Annotated in this window: 13 protein-coding genes; 5 read left to right on the top strand and 8 right to left on the bottom strand. The window is 68.6% G+C overall.

From position 1 onward, the window contains the following. Positions 1-50: 50 nt before the first annotated feature. The 6 genes from FZN60_RS08555 to FZN60_RS08530 form a co-directional block, all read right to left on the bottom strand. Complete coding sequence (locus FZN60_RS08555) at positions 51-1,181, bottom strand: Gfo/Idh/MocA family protein (RefSeq protein ID WP_158873061.1); 1,131 nt, start codon at positions 1,179-1,181, stop codon at positions 51-53. Between the two features lie 11 nt (positions 1,182-1,192). After that, positions 1,193-2,005, bottom strand: a complete 813-nt coding sequence (locus tag FZN60_RS08550; protein WP_158873060.1) for a TIM barrel protein — start codon at positions 2,003-2,005, stop codon at positions 1,193-1,195. 83 nt (positions 2,006-2,088) lie between these two features. Then, the gene (locus FZN60_RS08545) at positions 2,089-3,054 is read right to left on the bottom strand and encodes an ABC transporter permease (RefSeq protein WP_246726680.1); all 966 of its coding nucleotides are present in this window, start codon (positions 3,052-3,054) and stop codon (positions 2,089-2,091) included. A 185-nt stretch (positions 3,055-3,239) separates the two neighbouring features. Further along, complete coding sequence (locus FZN60_RS08540) at positions 3,240-4,781, bottom strand: sugar ABC transporter ATP-binding protein (RefSeq protein ID WP_158873058.1); 1,542 nt, start codon at positions 4,779-4,781, stop codon at positions 3,240-3,242. 73 nt (positions 4,782-4,854) lie between these two features. Continuing rightward, positions 4,855-5,784 carry a sugar ABC transporter substrate-binding protein gene (locus tag FZN60_RS08535; RefSeq protein WP_158873057.1) on the bottom strand — a complete coding sequence of 310 codons (930 nt, stop codon included), beginning with the start codon at positions 5,782-5,784 and terminating at the stop codon, positions 4,855-4,857. 170 nt (positions 5,785-5,954) lie between these two features. Next, positions 5,955-6,899 (bottom strand): sugar ABC transporter substrate-binding protein, encoded by a 945-nt coding sequence (locus tag FZN60_RS08530; protein WP_158873056.1) that lies wholly within the window; start codon positions 6,897-6,899, stop codon positions 5,955-5,957. Positions 6,900-7,095: 196 nt separating this feature from the next. On the opposite strand from FZN60_RS08530, the gene iolB reads away from it, so the two are divergent. After that, positions 7,096-7,911 carry a 5-deoxy-glucuronate isomerase gene (gene iolB / locus FZN60_RS08525; RefSeq protein WP_158873055.1) on the top strand — a complete coding sequence of 272 codons (816 nt, stop codon included), beginning with the start codon at positions 7,096-7,098 and terminating at the stop codon, positions 7,909-7,911. Between the two features lie 10 nt (positions 7,912-7,921). On the opposite strand, the gene FZN60_RS08520 is transcribed toward iolB, so the two are convergent. Beyond that, positions 7,922-8,128 carry a hypothetical protein gene (locus tag FZN60_RS08520; protein WP_246726667.1) on the bottom strand — a complete coding sequence of 69 codons (207 nt, stop codon included), beginning with the start codon at positions 8,126-8,128 and terminating at the stop codon, positions 7,922-7,924. Positions 8,129-8,239: 111 nt separating this feature from the next. On the opposite strand from FZN60_RS08520, the gene FZN60_RS08515 reads away from it, so the two are divergent. The 4 genes from FZN60_RS08515 (at position 8,240) to FZN60_RS08500 (ending at position 13,339) form a co-directional block, all read left to right on the top strand. After that, positions 8,240-9,145 carry an N-acetylmuramic acid 6-phosphate etherase gene (locus FZN60_RS08515; RefSeq protein WP_158873054.1) on the top strand — a complete coding sequence of 302 codons (906 nt, stop codon included), beginning with the start codon at positions 8,240-8,242 and terminating at the stop codon, positions 9,143-9,145. Between the two features lie 104 nt (positions 9,146-9,249). After that, positions 9,250-9,915, top strand: coding sequence for a gluconate 2-dehydrogenase subunit 3 family protein (locus tag FZN60_RS08510; RefSeq protein ID WP_158873053.1), 666 nt, complete (start codon positions 9,250-9,252; stop codon positions 9,913-9,915). After that, on the top strand, positions 9,912-11,486 hold the full coding sequence (locus tag FZN60_RS08505; RefSeq protein ID WP_158873052.1) for a GMC family oxidoreductase: 1,575 nt from the start codon (positions 9,912-9,914) through the stop codon (positions 11,484-11,486). The genes FZN60_RS08510 and FZN60_RS08505 overlap by 4 nt, the downstream gene beginning before the upstream one ends. Then, positions 11,486-13,339 (top strand): glycoside hydrolase family 15 protein, encoded by a 1,854-nt coding sequence (locus tag FZN60_RS08500; protein WP_246726666.1) that lies wholly within the window; start codon positions 11,486-11,488, stop codon positions 13,337-13,339. Before FZN60_RS08505 ends, FZN60_RS08500 begins: the two co-directional genes overlap by 1 nt. Before the next feature lie 158 nt (positions 13,340-13,497). On the opposite strand, the gene FZN60_RS08495 is transcribed toward FZN60_RS08500, so the two are convergent. Beyond that, the gene (locus tag FZN60_RS08495; protein WP_158873051.1) at positions 13,498-13,662 is read right to left on the bottom strand and encodes a hypothetical protein; all 165 of its coding nucleotides are present in this window, start codon (positions 13,660-13,662) and stop codon (positions 13,498-13,500) included. Between the last annotated feature and the right edge of the window lie 475 nt (positions 13,663-14,137).

The following is a 14,137-nucleotide window of genomic DNA, read 5'->3' as shown; positions in this document are numbered from 1 at the left end:
TGGAATATCCATTCCGTCCATGTTCCGCCAGCCGCCGCGCGGCCGGCCGCTCAGTCCAGCTCGACCCAGCGCGATTCCGCCGCCGAGCGCTGCACCGCCGCCATCACCCGCTCGACCTCGCTCGCCTCGCGGAAGTCCGTCGCGGGCTTGGCGCCGCCAGCGATGGCCTCGACCAGCTCCTTGACCTCGATCGCCTTCAGCTCGTTGAAGCCGATGTGGTGGCCGGGCGCGACGCAGAAGGCGCCGTAGGGCTCGTGCGCCGGCCCGCTCCAGATCGTCTTGAAGCCGCGGGTCACATCCGGCTCGCCGACCTTGAAGAGCCTGATCTCGTTCATCCGCTCCTGGGTGAAGGCGAGCGAGCCCTTCGAGCCGTAGATCTCGAAATCGTGCTGCATGTGGCGCCCGGTCGCGATCCAGTTCGCCTCGAAAGAGCCGCTTGCGCCGCTCTCGAAATCGAGGAGTGCCCGCGCCACGTCGTCGACCTCGACGGCCCGCGTCTCGGCCGAGCCGCGCGCGACCGGCCGCTGCGCGACATGCGTCGAGAGCTGGCCGAGCACCCGCCGCACCGGCCCGACGAGGTGGCGCAGCGCCGCCACGATGTGGCTGCCGATGTCGGCGATCGCCCCGCCGCCGCCGGCCGGATCGAGGCGCCAGCTCCAGGGGATGGTCGCGTCCGCCATGAAGTCCTCGGCGTGGATCGCCCGCACCGAGCGGATCTCACCGATCTCGCCGGAGTCGATGATGTCCTTGGCGAGCGCGATCAGCGGGTTGCGGAGATAATTGAAGCCGACCTGCGTCACGAGCCCCGCGCGCTCGGCCGCGTCCGTCATCTCGCGGCAGTCGGCGAGCGTCGGGGCGAGCGGCTTCTCGCAGTAAACGTGGCGACCCGCCGCGATGGCGGCGAGCGCCATCTCCTTGTGCAGCGCGTTCGGCGTCGTGATCGCGATCACCTGCACCGACGGGTCGGTCAGGAGATCGCGCCAGTCGTCCGTCGCCCGCGAAAAGCCCAGCCGGTCGGCCGCGGCCCGAGCGGCATCCAGCCGGATGTCGGCCAGCGCCGCGAGCTCGACCCGCATCGGCAGGTCGAAGGCGCGCGCCGCCAGGTTGAAGGCCAGGCCATGGGTCTTGCCCATGAAGCCCGTGCCGATCAGTCCGACGCCCAGGCGTGGCTTGCCGCTCATCGCCCGGCCTCTCAGACCTTGGCTTCGATGAAGTCGACCGAGCGCTTCAGCGAGCCGGCGATGTCGGCGTCGTCGCGTACCTCGTCGGCGAAGGGCTCGAAGGAGAGGGCGCCCTTGTAGCCGGCGGCCATGAGCGCGCGGATCTGCCCGACATTGTCGAGCCGGTCCTTCTCGCCGACGAGCAGGCGGTGCGCGTCGAGCATGTCGTCGAGCGCCAGACCCGGATCCTCGACGCCCGAGATGTGGACGAGGCCGGTCAGCTCGGGGAAGAGCCGGTCCTCGCCGGCCAGGCTGTGGTGGAAGGTGTCGTGGACGAGGCGGAACACCTCGCCGCCCTTCGTCTCGCCGATCGCCTCGACGGCTTCCGACTTGAGGCGCAGCGAGCAGATCGGAAAGCCCAGCGGCTCAACGAGGCCGGTGACTCCGGCATCCGACAGGATGGGCGCGAGGCCCGCCAGCGCCTGGCGCAGGTTGCGCTGGCGCACGCCGTCCTCGCCGTTGGTGTCGTCGTTGAGCGGCACTAGGACGAGGCCCTTGGCGCCGCAGTCGCGGGCATAGGCCGCGAGCTTGGCGGCGGCCGCCTCGCGCTCGCCGTTCCAGATGTTGAAGGGGTAGAGCGCGTTGATCGAGAGGATCTCGAGCCCGTGCCGCTCGGCGAGCTCGCGCACGGCCTGCGGCGAGGTGCCGTCGGCGATAGCGTTGCCGGCGAGGTCGTTGCGGATCTCCACCGCCGACATGCCGAGCTGGCTCGCCAGCGCGAAGAAGGCGTCGAGCGGCAGCTTGGGGGCGGCCATGTGGTTGAGGGCGAAAGACAGGCGCGTCACGGCGGAGCAGTCCTCATGGGAGTTGAGACGGCGGAGAAAAAGGGACGGGACGGCAGGGAGGCACCGCCCCGTCCAGGTGGTCCTCAGCGCTTGGCGCGCTTCTTCTGGCGGTAGACGTCGGCGACGACCGCGGCGACGATGATCACGCCCTTCACGATCTCCTGGTAGTAGGCGTCGACCCGGAGGAAGGTGAAGCCGGAGGTCATGATGCCGAGGATGATGGTGCCGATCACCGTGCCGGTGATCCGGCCGACGCCGCCGGTGAGCGAGGTGCCGCCGATGACGGCCGCGGCGATGGCGTCGAGCTCGTAGGAGATGCCCATGCCGGCCTGCGCGGTCTGGGCGCGGGCGGCGGTGACGATGCCGGCGAGACCCGCCAGGAGCCCGGCGATGGCGTAGACCTTCACGAGGTGGCGCTCGACGTTGATGCCCGAGACGCGCGCCGCCTGCATGTTGGCGCCGATGGCGTAGGTGAACTTGCCGTAGCGGGTGTAGCGCAGCGCGACGTGGAAGATCACGGCGACGGCGAGGAAGACGATCACCGGCCAGATGCCCGAGCCGATGAAGTTGAACTGCTCGGTGAGGCCCGAGACCGGCTGGCCCTTGGTGTACCACTTGGACAGGCCGCGCGCCGAGACCATCATGCCGAGCGTGGCGATGAAGGGCGGGATCCTCGTATAGGCGATGAGCACCCCGTTCACGATGCCCGCCGCCAAGCCGACGCCGAGGCCGATGGCGATCGGCACGATCGCCGGCAGGTCGGTGAGGGCGGGATAGAGCGCCCGGCTCCAGGTCGAGGCCTGGGCGAAGCTCGCCGCGATCATGGCGGTGAGGCCCACCACCGAGCCGGAGGACAGGTCGATGCCGCCGGTGATGATGACCTGGGTGACGCCGACCGCGATGATGCCGATCACCGACACCTGCAGGATCATGATCGTCAGGCGCTGCTGGTTGCCGAGGAAGCTCTGGCCGATCATGGTCCAGCCGAGCAGCTCGTAGATCAGCGCGATGCCGATCAGCACCAGGAAGATGTTGAACTCGGGCGGCATGCGCCGGCGGCGGATGGCCTCGGGGCGCGTCGTGCCGGCGCCGGCAGCGACCGACCCCGCGGTCGTGTTGGTCGGGTTGGCGATGTCGCTGCTCATGGGAGTGCTCCTCCTAGAAATCGGGCGGCGGGCGCCCGGCGCGGCGGGGTTCGTGTCGTCCTTGGGATGCGTTTGGCCGGGGTCCCGCGCTACTGCGCGGCGAGCTCCATCACCCTGACCTGCGTGGCCTCGGCCCTGTCGAGGAAGCCGGTGACGCGGCCCTCGTGCATGACCATCACGCGGTCGCTCATGCCGAGCACCTCGGGCATCTCCGAGGAGATCATGACCACCGCCACGCCCTGCCGGGCGAGTTCGGTGACGAAGCGGTGGATCTCGGCCTTGGCGCCGACGTCGATGCCGCGCGTCGGCTCGTCGAGGATCAGGATGCGCGGGTTGGTGAGCAGCCAGCGGCCGATCAGCACCTTCTGCTGGTTGCCGCCCGAAAGGTTCTCGATGCGCTCGTAGAGGTTCGGCGTCTTCACCCGCAGCTTGGCGCTCATCTCCTGGCAGTCGCGCGCGAGCTTGCCCTCCTGCACGAAGCCGGCCCGCGTGTAGCGGTCCTGGAGGACGGCGAGCTGCATGTTCTCCAGGATGTCGAGCGGCAGGAAGCAGCCCGTGTCCTTGCGGTCCTCGGTGAGGAAGGCCATGCGGTTGCGGATCGCCTCCGTCGGGGAGGAGATGTCGACCTGGCGGCCGTCGATCGAGATCGTGCCGGAGGTTGCGGGCGTCACGCCGAAGATCGTCTCGGCGACGTTGGAGCGCCCCGAGCCGACGAGGCCGGCAAGCCCGAGGATCTCGCCCGAGCGCACCTCGAAGGACACGTCGCGGAAGACGCCGTCGAGCGTCAGGTTCTCGACCTTCAGGAGGACGTCGCCGATCGGCACCTCTTCCTTCGGGAACATCTGGGTGATCTCGCGCCCGACCATCATGCGGATGATGTCGTCGCGCGTCACGTCGGTGGAAGCGTGCGTGCCGATGTACTTGCCGTCGCGAAACACCGAAAACTCGTCGGCGATCTCGAACAGCTCGTTCATCTTGTGGGTGATGTAGACGATGCCGATGCCCTGGGAGCGCAGGTCGCGGATGATGGTGAAGAGGTGCTCGACCTCCGTCTCGGTCAGCGCCGAGGTCGGCTCGTCCATGATCAGGACGTCGCTCTCGTAGGAGACCGCCTTGGCGATCTCGACCATCTGCCGGTTCGCCACCGACAGCTCGCCCACCAGGCTCTCGGGGTCGAGGCCGATGTTGAGGCGGCGGAAGAGGTCGGCGGTCTGCCGGTTCATCGCGCCGTGATCGACGAAGCCGAGGCGGTTCTTGGGCTCGCGGCGGATCCAGATGTTCTCGGCCACCGTCATGAAGGGCATCAGGTTCAGTTCCTGATGGATCATGGCGATGCCGTTCTCCAGGGCATCGAGCGGCGAGGCCAGGCGGATCGCCTGGTTCTTCATGCGGATCTCGCCCGCGTCCGGCTGGTAGATGCCGGCGAGGATCTTCATCAGCGTGGATTTGCCCGCGCCGTTCTCGCCCATCAGGGCGTGGACGGTGCCGCGCTTCAGCTTGAACTGCACGTCGTCGAGCGCGACGACGCCGGGAAAGGCCTTGCGCACACCTTCGGCGGAAAGGAGGTATTCGGCGCCGGGGATCGCGCCGGACTGGCGGACCGCCGCCATGGTTTGCGGGCTGAGCACCATCGAAGTCGTCCCTTGCCGGCTGACGGTCGGAGGAAGGGGGCGCGCGCTCGTCACGCGCGCCCGCCCGTTCGGATCAGTTCTTCGCCTGGTACTCGGCGAGATTGGCCGGGGTGACGAGCTCGAAGGGCACGAAGGTCTTCTTCTCGATCGGCTCGTTGCGGGCGAGCTTCAGGGCCGCGTCGACCGCGCCCTGGCCCTGGCCGGCGGCGTTCTGGAAGACGGTGACGTCGAGGTCGCCGGCTTCCATCGCGGCGAGGGCGTCCTGCGTGGCGTCGATGCCGGCGATGATCACCGAGTCCATCGAGCGCCCGCCCGACTTCAGCGCCTGGATGGCGCCGATGGCCATCTCGTCGTTGTTGGCGATCACGGCGTCGAACTCGATGCCGGCCGAGAGCCAGTTGGTCATCAGGTCGGCGCCCTGGGTGCGCGACCAGTTGGCGGTCTGCTCCTCGACGATCTCGATGCCCTTGCAGGCGTCGGTGGCGATGACGTCCTTGATGTCCTGGGTGCGCACGCGGGCGGCCTGGTTGGACAATTCGCCCATCATGACCACGGCCTTGCCCTTGCCGTTCAGGAGCTTGCAGACTTCCTGGGTCTGCAGCGTGCCGGACTCCTTCTCGTCGGAGGCGACGAAGGCCTGGCGGTCCGGCAGCTCGTCGACGTTGGCCGGCTGGCGGTTCACGTAGACCAGCGGGATGTTGGCGTCGGCGGCGATCTTCGAGATGGCGGCCGTGGCGTCCGTGTCGACCGGGTTGACGATGATCGCGTCGACGCCCGAGGCGATGAAGTTCTGGATCTGGCTCTGCTGGCGGGACACGTCGTTCTGCGCGTCCTCGATCTGCAGCGTGACGTTCTCCATGCCGTCGGCATGGCTCTGCATGCCGCCGCGCAGGACGGTCAGGAAGTTGTCGTCGAACAGCGCCATCGACACGCCGATGGTCTCGGCATGGGCCGCGCCCGAGATCATGGCAGCCATGGCGGTGCCGATCAGAAGCTTCTTCATGCGTGTCTCCTCCCGATGATGCCGCGCCGGTGGGCGAAACGGCAGCCCGCGCTCGACGCCGGGCGATGATCACGGCGCCCGTCCCCCCGGACGGGTTGGCCGAATTGGAATGCATGTTCCATATGCCGGCGGATGGAACGCGGATGCCGTTCCGGCCGGCGCGGCTCCGCCTAGCGGTTGGCGGCCTCGTACTTGGCCATGGTTTCGGGCGTCACGAGCTGGAACGGGATCCAGATGTTGCGCTCGACGGCCTCGCCGCGCGCCAGCTTCACCGCAGCGTCCACCGCCGCGGCGCCCTGGGACAGGCCGTCCTGGAAGACGGTGACCTCGAGGTTGCCGGCCTTCATCTCCTTCAGGCCGTCCGGCGTCGCGTCGATGCCGGCGACGACCACCTTGCTCATGTCGTGCCCGGCCGAGCTCATCGCCTGGATGGCGCCGATGGCCATCTCGTCGTTGTTGGCGATCACGGCGTCGAAGCCCATGCCGGCCGAGAGCCAGTTGGTCATGATGTTCGAGGCCTCGAGCCGGTCCCAGTTGGCGCTCTGCTCCTCGACGATGCTCATGCCCTTGCAGTCGTCCGTCGCGAGGACGTCGTGGACGTCCTTGGTGCGGATCAGCGAGGAATGGTTGTTGAGCGGCCCCATCAGCAGGAGGACGTCGCCCTTGCCGCCGAGCAGCCGGCAGACTTCCTTCGCCTGGAGCGTGCCCGAGTCGACCTCGTTGGAGCCGACGAAGGCGGTGTTGGCGGGCAGCGCCGCCGGGTCGGCCGGCGGGTGCAGCACGTAGACCAACGGGATCTTGGCTTCTTCCGCCATCTTGGTGATGACGTCGGTGCCGTCCGAGTCGACCGCGAGGACGACGATCGCGTCGACGCCGGCCGAGATGAAGTTGCGAATCTGGTCCATCTGGCGGCTCGGATCGCTCTGCGCGTCCTCCATCTGGAGGGTGACGCCGTCGAGCTTGGCGGCCGCGTCCTCCATGCCGTTGCGCACGATGGTCTGGAAGGTGTTGTCGAAGCGAGCCACGGAGACGCCGATCTGCTCGGCCGAGGCGAGCCCGGGAACGAGCAGGGACCCGGCGAGCGACAGCGATGCGGCGAGCGCGTGCAATTTCATGACAAACCTCCCACCCGGCCGTCGGCGCCTCTCCCGCGCCTTGATTTTACATCGTTCGGCCGTTCCAGTGATGGAATGAATAATTCATTGACTTGGCCCCGTCAACCATTCGTTCTATTTTTGGCTGAAACAGCTTCGGGCAAGCACGGCGTGCCTCGTCGCGCGGTCCGCACGCATAACACGAAAGGGGAGAAGCATGTCGAAACTGAAGGTAAGGCCGCAAGCCGCGCGAGGGCTCGTCCACGAGGTGACGCCGCAAAGCGCGGGGTGGGGACATGTCGGTTTCGCCCTGCACCGCCTGGAGCCCGGAAACCGCGTCGAGGCGGAAACGGGCGACCGCGAGGTCTGCCTCGTCCTCGTCACGGGCAAGGCGCGCGTGTCCGTCGACGGTCGTGACTTCGGCGAGATCGGCGAGCGCATGAGCCCCTTCGAAGGCCCGCCCCACGCGCTCTACGTTCCCGCGGGCTCGCGCTTCTCGGCCGAGGCGACCACGGATGCCGAGCTCGCCCTCTGCTCGGCGCCCGGCGGCGGCGACTTTCCCGCCCGCCTGATCCCGCCCGGCACCCATCCGCAGGCCACCCGCGGCAAGGGCACCAACACGCGCTACGTCACCAACATCATGCCCGAGACCGACGGTGCGGCGAACCAGCTCCTCGTGGTCGAGGTGATCACGCCGGGCGGCCATACCTCGTCATACCCGCCGCACAAGCATGACCAGGACGACCTCCCGCGCGAGAGCTACCTGGAGGAAAGCTACTACCACCGCCTGAACCCGCCCCAGGGCTACGCCTTCCAGCGCGTCTACACGGACGCCGACGAGACCGGCGCGCGCGCGCTCGACGAGGCGATGGTGGTGGAGGACGGCGACGTCGTGCTGGTGCCGAAGGGCTACCATCCCGTCGCCACCGTCCACGGCTACGACAGCTACTACCTCAACGTCATGGCCGGCCCGCACCGGGCCTGGAAGTTCCACAACGAGAAGCCGCACGAGTGGCTGTTCTCGGGCGTCTGAGGCCGCTCGCCTACTTTTCCGACCCGGCCGAGCGGTCGTCCGGGTCGAAGGCGATGAAGAAGGAGTAGACGGCGTAGGCCGTGATCGCGAGCGCGATCATCATCCAGGTCGGCTCGCCGTTCCACCACTCGAAGGCGGACCAGCCGGCGCAGACCGCGAGGATCAGGAGCCGCACCCAAAGCGGGCGGTAGAACGGGTTCTTGCGGTCCTGCAGCATCGGAACTCCTCCTGGGACGCGTCCGCCATAGCATGCAACCGGCTCTGTCGGGACCCATTTGCCGCCCTTCGCGGTTGATGCGGACAAACGGCGGGAAGGCGGGCGGCGGCGATGGCGGCAGGGATCGAAACGCGGGCGACGGAGCGCAGCGAGGCGCGCAACGAGCGGCTCGACGCCCTGGAGCCCGGCGCTCTCCTGGAAGCCCTGCTCGACGGCCAGGCCGCGGCCGTCGCGGCGGTGCGCGCCGCGCTTCCCGCCATCGAGGCCGCCCGCGCCCCCGCGCTCGAGCGCCTGCGCCGCCCGGCCTCGCGCCTCGCCTATGCCGGTGCCGGCACTTCGGGGCGGCTCGCCATGCTCGACGGCGTCGAGCTCGGGCCGACCTTCGACTGGCCGGCGGAGCGCCTCGTCGTCATCCTCGCCGGCGGCGAGGCCAGCATCGCCCAGGCCCGCGAGGGCGCCGAGGACGACCGCGAGGCCGCCGCCCGGGCCGTCGAGGCGAACGCGCTCGGGCCGAACGACGTCCTGGTCGCGCTCGCCGCCAGCGGCGGCACGCCCTTCACGCTCGCCGCCGTGGAGACGGCGCGCTCGCGCGGCGCCCTCACGATCGGCCTCGCCAACAATCCCGGCTCTCCGCTCCTCCAGGCCGCCCAGTGCCCGGTCCTCCTCGACACCGGCCCGGAGGTTTTGGCCGGCTCCACGCGTCTCGCCGCCGGCACCGCCCAGAAGATCGCGCTGAACCTTCTCTCCACCGCCCTCATGGTCGGCCTCGGCAAGGTTTATCGCGGCCGCATGGTCGACATGCGCCCCACCAACGCCAAGCTCCAGGCGCGCGCCGTCGCCATGGTCCAGGACCTCGTCCCCTGCGACGAGCCCGCCGCCCGCGCCGCCCTCAACGCCACGGGCTTTCGCGTCAAGCCCGCCATCCTCGTCGCCCGCGGCCTTTCGTCCGACGAGGCCGACCGCCGCTTGGCTGCCGCCGGCGGCAGCCTTCGCGCCGCGCTGGCCGAGAGCGGCTGAGTTTTCCACGATTCTCTGCGGCAATCCGCAGCACGGGGTGGCACCATCCGCCCGGTGAAGCATTTGGCTGGCCAAACGTTGCCTCTTGAGCCGGACCGCACCGCTTGCAGGACATCCTGAATCGCCCCGCCGACGCCTCGTCGAATGCCCTTCGAGCGCTGCTGACCTCGCCTCGTATCCCCGAGCGCCTGCGCGCCGAGCTGCTGCGCCGCGCGGCGCCCGACGATCCGGCCTACGAGCCGCGCGCCTTGTCGGACGCGCAGCTCGACGCGCTGCGCGCGCTCGCCTCCCGCATCCTGCCCCAGGACGGGGACGAGCCGATCGATCTCGCCGCCCGCCTCGACGCGATGATGGCGGAGGCCACCGGCAACGGCTGGCGCTACGAGGCGCTGCCCTCCGACCCAGACGCCTATCGCTACGGCCTCGACACGCTGGACGACCTCGCCAAGGCGCTCGGCGCCTCGCGCTTCGCGGGACTTTCGGGCGGCGAGCAGGACGAACTCCTGCGCCGCGTTCAGGCCGGCGAGGCGAGGGGCGGGGAGGGGCGGCCGCGCCGCCTCGACGCCGCCCAGCTCGCGCTCTGGTTCGAGGAGGTGCGCTCCGATGCCGTCCGCCTCTTCGTCGCCCATCCCGCCATCATGGCGCGGCTCGGCTATTCCGGCCCGCTCGACGGCCACGAGGGCGGCCCGGCCTTTGCCGGTTTCGACGCCGTCGGCATCGGCGAGCGCGAGTCCTTCGAGCCGCTTCTTCCCGGGGAGGGCGCCCCGTGAACCTCGACAGGATGCGGCGCTACGCCGAGACCGAGACCGTCGACGTCGTGGTGATCGGCACGGGGGCGGGCGGCGCGCCGCTTCTCGCGCGCCTCGCCGCCGCCGGCCTCACCGTCGTGGCGCTGGAGGCCGGCGCCAATCGCGACCCCGCCACCGAATTCGTTCCCGACGAGGCGATGTCGGCGGACCTCTACTGGATGAACGAGCGCGTATCCGGTGGAAAGACGCCCGAAGCCTTCGGCGCCAACAACAGCGGCGTCGGCGTCGGCGGCTCGACGCTCCACTGGGGCGCCTTCGTTCCCCGCGCCGACGCGCGCGATCTTCGCCTGAAGACGGAAACCGGCAAGGGCGAGGACTGGCCGCTCTCCTTCTCCGACCTCCTGCCCTATTACGAGGAGGTCGAGCGCTTCATCGGCGTTTCCGGCCCGGCGAACTATCCCTGGGACGCGGATCGCCGCTATCCGCTCCCGCCGGTGAAGCGCAACGCGCCCGCTCAAGCCATGATCGCGGGGTGCGAGGCACTGGGTGTCAAAGCCAGCGATGGTCCCGTCGCCGTGGTCTCCGAGCCCTACGCGGTCGGCGGCATCCCCGCCCGTGTCCCCTGCCGCAATTGCGGCTACTGCCACCAGGGCTGCCGCAACGGTGCCAAGACCTCGATGGACGTGACCTACCTGCCGCTCGGGCTGGGGCACGGCGCCGAGATCCGCCCGAACAGCTTCGTCCACGGCTTCGAGCGCGACCGGCAGGGGCGTATCACCGCCGTCCTCTACCGCCAGGGCGAGGTCGAGAAGCGCCAGCGCTGCGCCGCCGTGTTCCTCTGCGCCGGCGCCGTCGAGACGCCGCGCCTCCTCCTCGTCAACGACCTCGCCAATTCCAGCGGTCAGGTCGGGCGCAACTACACCGCCCACGTCGCGACTCAGGTCTGGGGCACCTTCGACAAGCCCATGCGCATGAACAAGGGCTACCCTTCCGCGATCATCACCGAGGACATGGTGCGGCCGAAGGACGCCGACTTCGCCGGCGGCTATCTCGTCCAGAGCCTCGGCGTCGTTCTTCAGACCTGGTCGGACCAGGTGGCGCGCGGCCGCGGCCTGTGGGGCCGGGACCTCGTGCGCTATCTCGACCGTTACAACTGGACCGCCGGCATCGGCATCAACGGCGAGAGCCTGCCGTCCGAGGAGAACCGCCTGACCCTGTCCGACGAGAAAGACGCGACCGGCCTGCCCAAGCCCCTGATCCGCTATTCCGAAGGAGAAAACGAAGCGCGCCTGAAGCGCCACGCCGTCGCCTTCATGCGCCAGGTCTGGGAAGCGGCCGGCGCCTCCGACATCTGGGTTCTGGAGCGCACCGCCCACACGATCGGCACCTGCCGCATGGGGACGGATCCCGACCGCGCCGTGGTCGATCCCTTCGGGCGGAGCTTCGACACCCCGAACCTCTGGATCTGCGACAATTCCGTGTTTCCGAGTTCGCTCGCCGCCAACCCCGCCCTCACCATCATGGCCCTGTCGCTGCGTGCCGCCGACCGCTTCCTCGACCGCGCGGCGCCCACTGCCGTGGGACAGGCCTGATGGACGGCCCCGCTACCAGCCCGGAGGCCGAGCGCATGGCCACCCGCGCGATCCAGGCCCGCGCCGCCGACCGGGCGGCCAAGCGCCGCGCCGACGGCTTCCTGCCGCTGCGCGCCTACGCCGCGCTTGGCGACGGGCGCTCCGTCGCCCTCGTCGGCGGAGACGGCTCCATCGACTGGTGGTGCGTTCCCAACATCGACTCGCCCGCGCTCTTCGACCGCATCCTCGACGAGGATTGCGGCGGCTGCTTCGTGATCGCTCCGACCGAGCCCTTCTCGTCGACCCGCAGCTATCGCGAGAACTCCAACGTCCTCGAGACCGAGTTCGCGACGGCGAGCGGGCGGGCGCGCCTCGTCGAGGCGCTGAACAGCGGCTCGGGCGGGCGGCTTCCCTGGTGCGAGCTCGCGCGCCGCGTCGAGGGCCTCGAGGGCACCGTCGAGTTCGAGATGCGCCTCGTCTTCGGCACCCGCGCCGACACGATCTGCCCCTATCTCGCGCGCAACGACAACGCCACGACCTTTCACGTCGGCGACGTCACCGGCATGCTGCGCTACGGCGACGGCGTCGAGATCGTCGCCGAGGACGATAGCGGCATCACCGCGCGCATCCGCGTCTCGGCCGGCACGCGCGAAACCGTCGCGATCATCGCGGGCGAGAACGAGCCGCTCGTTTCCGAGCCTCCGGCCGTGATCGACGCGCGCATCGACACGACCGACGCGGAATGGCGGCAATGGTGCGACAACGTCGCCTATGACGGCGAGCGCCGCCCGCTCGTGATCCGCTCGGCCCTGGCGCTGAAGCTCCTGCTCTACTCGCCCACCGGCGCCATCGCCGCCGCGGCCACCACCTCGCTGCCCGAGGGGATCGGCGGCGCCAAGAACTACGACTACCGCTATGCCTGGGTGCGCGACGCCTCCTATACGATCAAGGCCTTCATGCGCATCGGCGCCATGGCCGAGGCCAAGGCCGCCTTCACCTGGCTGATCAAGCGCCTTGCCGAGCACGGCCCCCGCGTCTGCTTCGCGCTCGACGGCCGCATGCTCGATCCCATGCGCGAGGTGGACCTTCCGGGCTATCGCGGCTCGCGGCCCGTTCTCGTCGGCAACCAGGCCGCCGACCAGTTCCAGCAGGGCATCTTCGGCGACATCTTCGAGACCGCCAAGCGCTTCGTCGCCGCCGGCCACATCATCGATCCCGCCAGTGCCAAGGTCCTGTCGGACGTCGCCGACATCTGCGCGGAAGGCTGGCGGCGCAAGGACGCCGGCATCTGGGAGCTGGAGGAGTACGAGCACTACACCATGTCGAAGATCAGCGCCTGGCAGGCGCTGGCGCGCGCGGTGGAGCTCGCCGACGGCAACCACATCCCCTCCACCTGCCGCGAGCGCTGGGCGCGCACACGCGACCGCATCGCGGCCTGGATCGACGAGCATTGCTGGTCGCAGGAGCGGCAGGCCTACACCATCTTCCCCGGCTCGACGAAGCTCGACGCGAGTCTGGCGCTCGCCGTGCGCTTCGGCTTCGACGGGCAGGGGCGCCTGGAACAGACGCTACGCGCCATCGACGCGGAGCTGCGCCGGGGCGAATACCATTACCGCTATCACGGGGTGGAGAACGACGAGGGCTGCTTCCTCGCCTGCTCCTTCTGGGTGATCGAGGGGCTCGCCCTTCTCGGCCATCACGACGAGGCCTGCGGGCGGTTCGACGCGCTTCTCGCCGCCCTCGATCCCGGCTGCGGCATCCTTCCCGAGATGGTCGACCCGCAGACCGGCGACTATCTCGGCAACATGCCGCAGGGGCTCAGCCACCTCGCCCTGATCCAGACCGCCGCGACCCTGTCGGGGCGGGAGGTGTAGTGGCATCGCATGACGTATAGGAGCGGCGCCAGCTGGTCAGGCTGGCGTCGTACGCGAAAGCGCGGGCTCCAGGAAAGGTTGAAACGCTAGATCGCGGCCCGTCGGTCTGAAATCAAGCGACTCGACAGGCGATGAAAATCCGCAAGGGAAGCTGATGATCACCAGAAAAAGACGGAGATCAGGCCAGCCCACAAGAATGCACTGATTCCCAGACCGATCATCAGGCCGCGCGCCGGACGGAGCGCGTCGTTCGGTACGCGGTCGCGCTTCGTGGCATTCATCGACCAGACCGTGTGGTGTGCGTTGGCGTGATGGACCCTCATAGCAGCCTCCACATTGCGGAATTCTTTAGGGCCAATCTAAGCATGCAATCGCTACAAACAATAACCGGGGTGCGAAAAAATTAGTAAGAGTTACTAGTTTATTTATTGCACTGCAAACAAGCTGCATAGCGAGCTTAGGATCGGCTTCGGATATTGCGTCTGTTCTTACGACGAGATCTGTTTTTTCTGTAAAGCAGGTGGAATTAAAGAGAATGTCCGCTCGTCGGATGATTAATGCATCCTTGCCCCAATTTGGCCTAGATGAGAGCTCTTTGAAATCAGACTGTGCGCCTGATTGTATCAATATGGGACTTAACCTATCCTGTTAACGCAGTGGAAAATGGCTAGGTGTGCAGAGGCTAATCCAGTTGACCTGGAGCATTAACGTTCGGTAAACCGTCTTCGGCAGCGCGATGGTCTGACCTTAGGCATCTCGCCCGGCGTCCCGATCGTTGGAGATTTTAGGTGGTAGATA

Origin of the sequence: Antarcticirhabdus aurantiaca, assembly GCF_009765365.1 — a bacterium.
Taxonomy (GTDB): domain Bacteria; phylum Pseudomonadota; class Alphaproteobacteria; order Rhizobiales; family Rhizobiaceae; genus Antarcticirhabdus; species Antarcticirhabdus aurantiaca.
Note: the sequence above shows the minus strand (reverse complement) of the source record. Positions and strands in the feature narration are given on the sequence as shown.

What these genes read in the sequence shown, in the direction of transcription:
- FZN60_RS08555 (WP_158873061.1), bottom strand. Translation starts at nt 1,181, where the DNA reads ATGAGCGGCAAGCCACGCCTGGGCGTCGGACTGATCGGCACGGGCTTC.
- FZN60_RS08545 (WP_246726680.1), bottom strand. Translation starts at nt 3,054, where the DNA reads ATGCCGCCCGAGTTCAACATCTTCCTGGTGCTGATCGGCATCGCGCTG.
- FZN60_RS08540 (WP_158873058.1), bottom strand. Translation starts at nt 4,781, where the DNA reads ATGGTGCTCAGCCCGCAAACCATGGCGGCGGTCCGCCAGTCCGGCGCG.
- FZN60_RS08535 (WP_158873057.1), bottom strand. Translation starts at nt 5,784, where the DNA reads ATGAAGAAGCTTCTGATCGGCACCGCCATGGCTGCCATGATCTCGGGC.
- FZN60_RS08530 (WP_158873056.1), bottom strand. Translation starts at nt 6,899, where the DNA reads ATGAAATTGCACGCGCTCGCCGCATCGCTGTCGCTCGCCGGGTCCCTG.
- iolB (WP_158873055.1), top strand. Translation starts at nt 7,096, where the DNA reads ATGTCGAAACTGAAGGTAAGGCCGCAAGCCGCGCGAGGGCTCGTCCAC.
- FZN60_RS08520 (WP_246726667.1), bottom strand. Translation starts at nt 8,128, where the DNA reads ATGCTGCAGGACCGCAAGAACCCGTTCTACCGCCCGCTTTGGGTGCGG.
- FZN60_RS08515 (WP_158873054.1), top strand. Translation starts at nt 8,240, where the DNA reads ATGGCGGCAGGGATCGAAACGCGGGCGACGGAGCGCAGCGAGGCGCGC.
- FZN60_RS08500 (WP_246726666.1), top strand. Translation starts at nt 11,486, where the DNA reads ATGGACGGCCCCGCTACCAGCCCGGAGGCCGAGCGCATGGCCACCCGC.
- FZN60_RS08495 (WP_158873051.1), bottom strand. Translation starts at nt 13,662, where the DNA reads ATGAGGGTCCATCACGCCAACGCACACCACACGGTCTGGTCGATGAAT.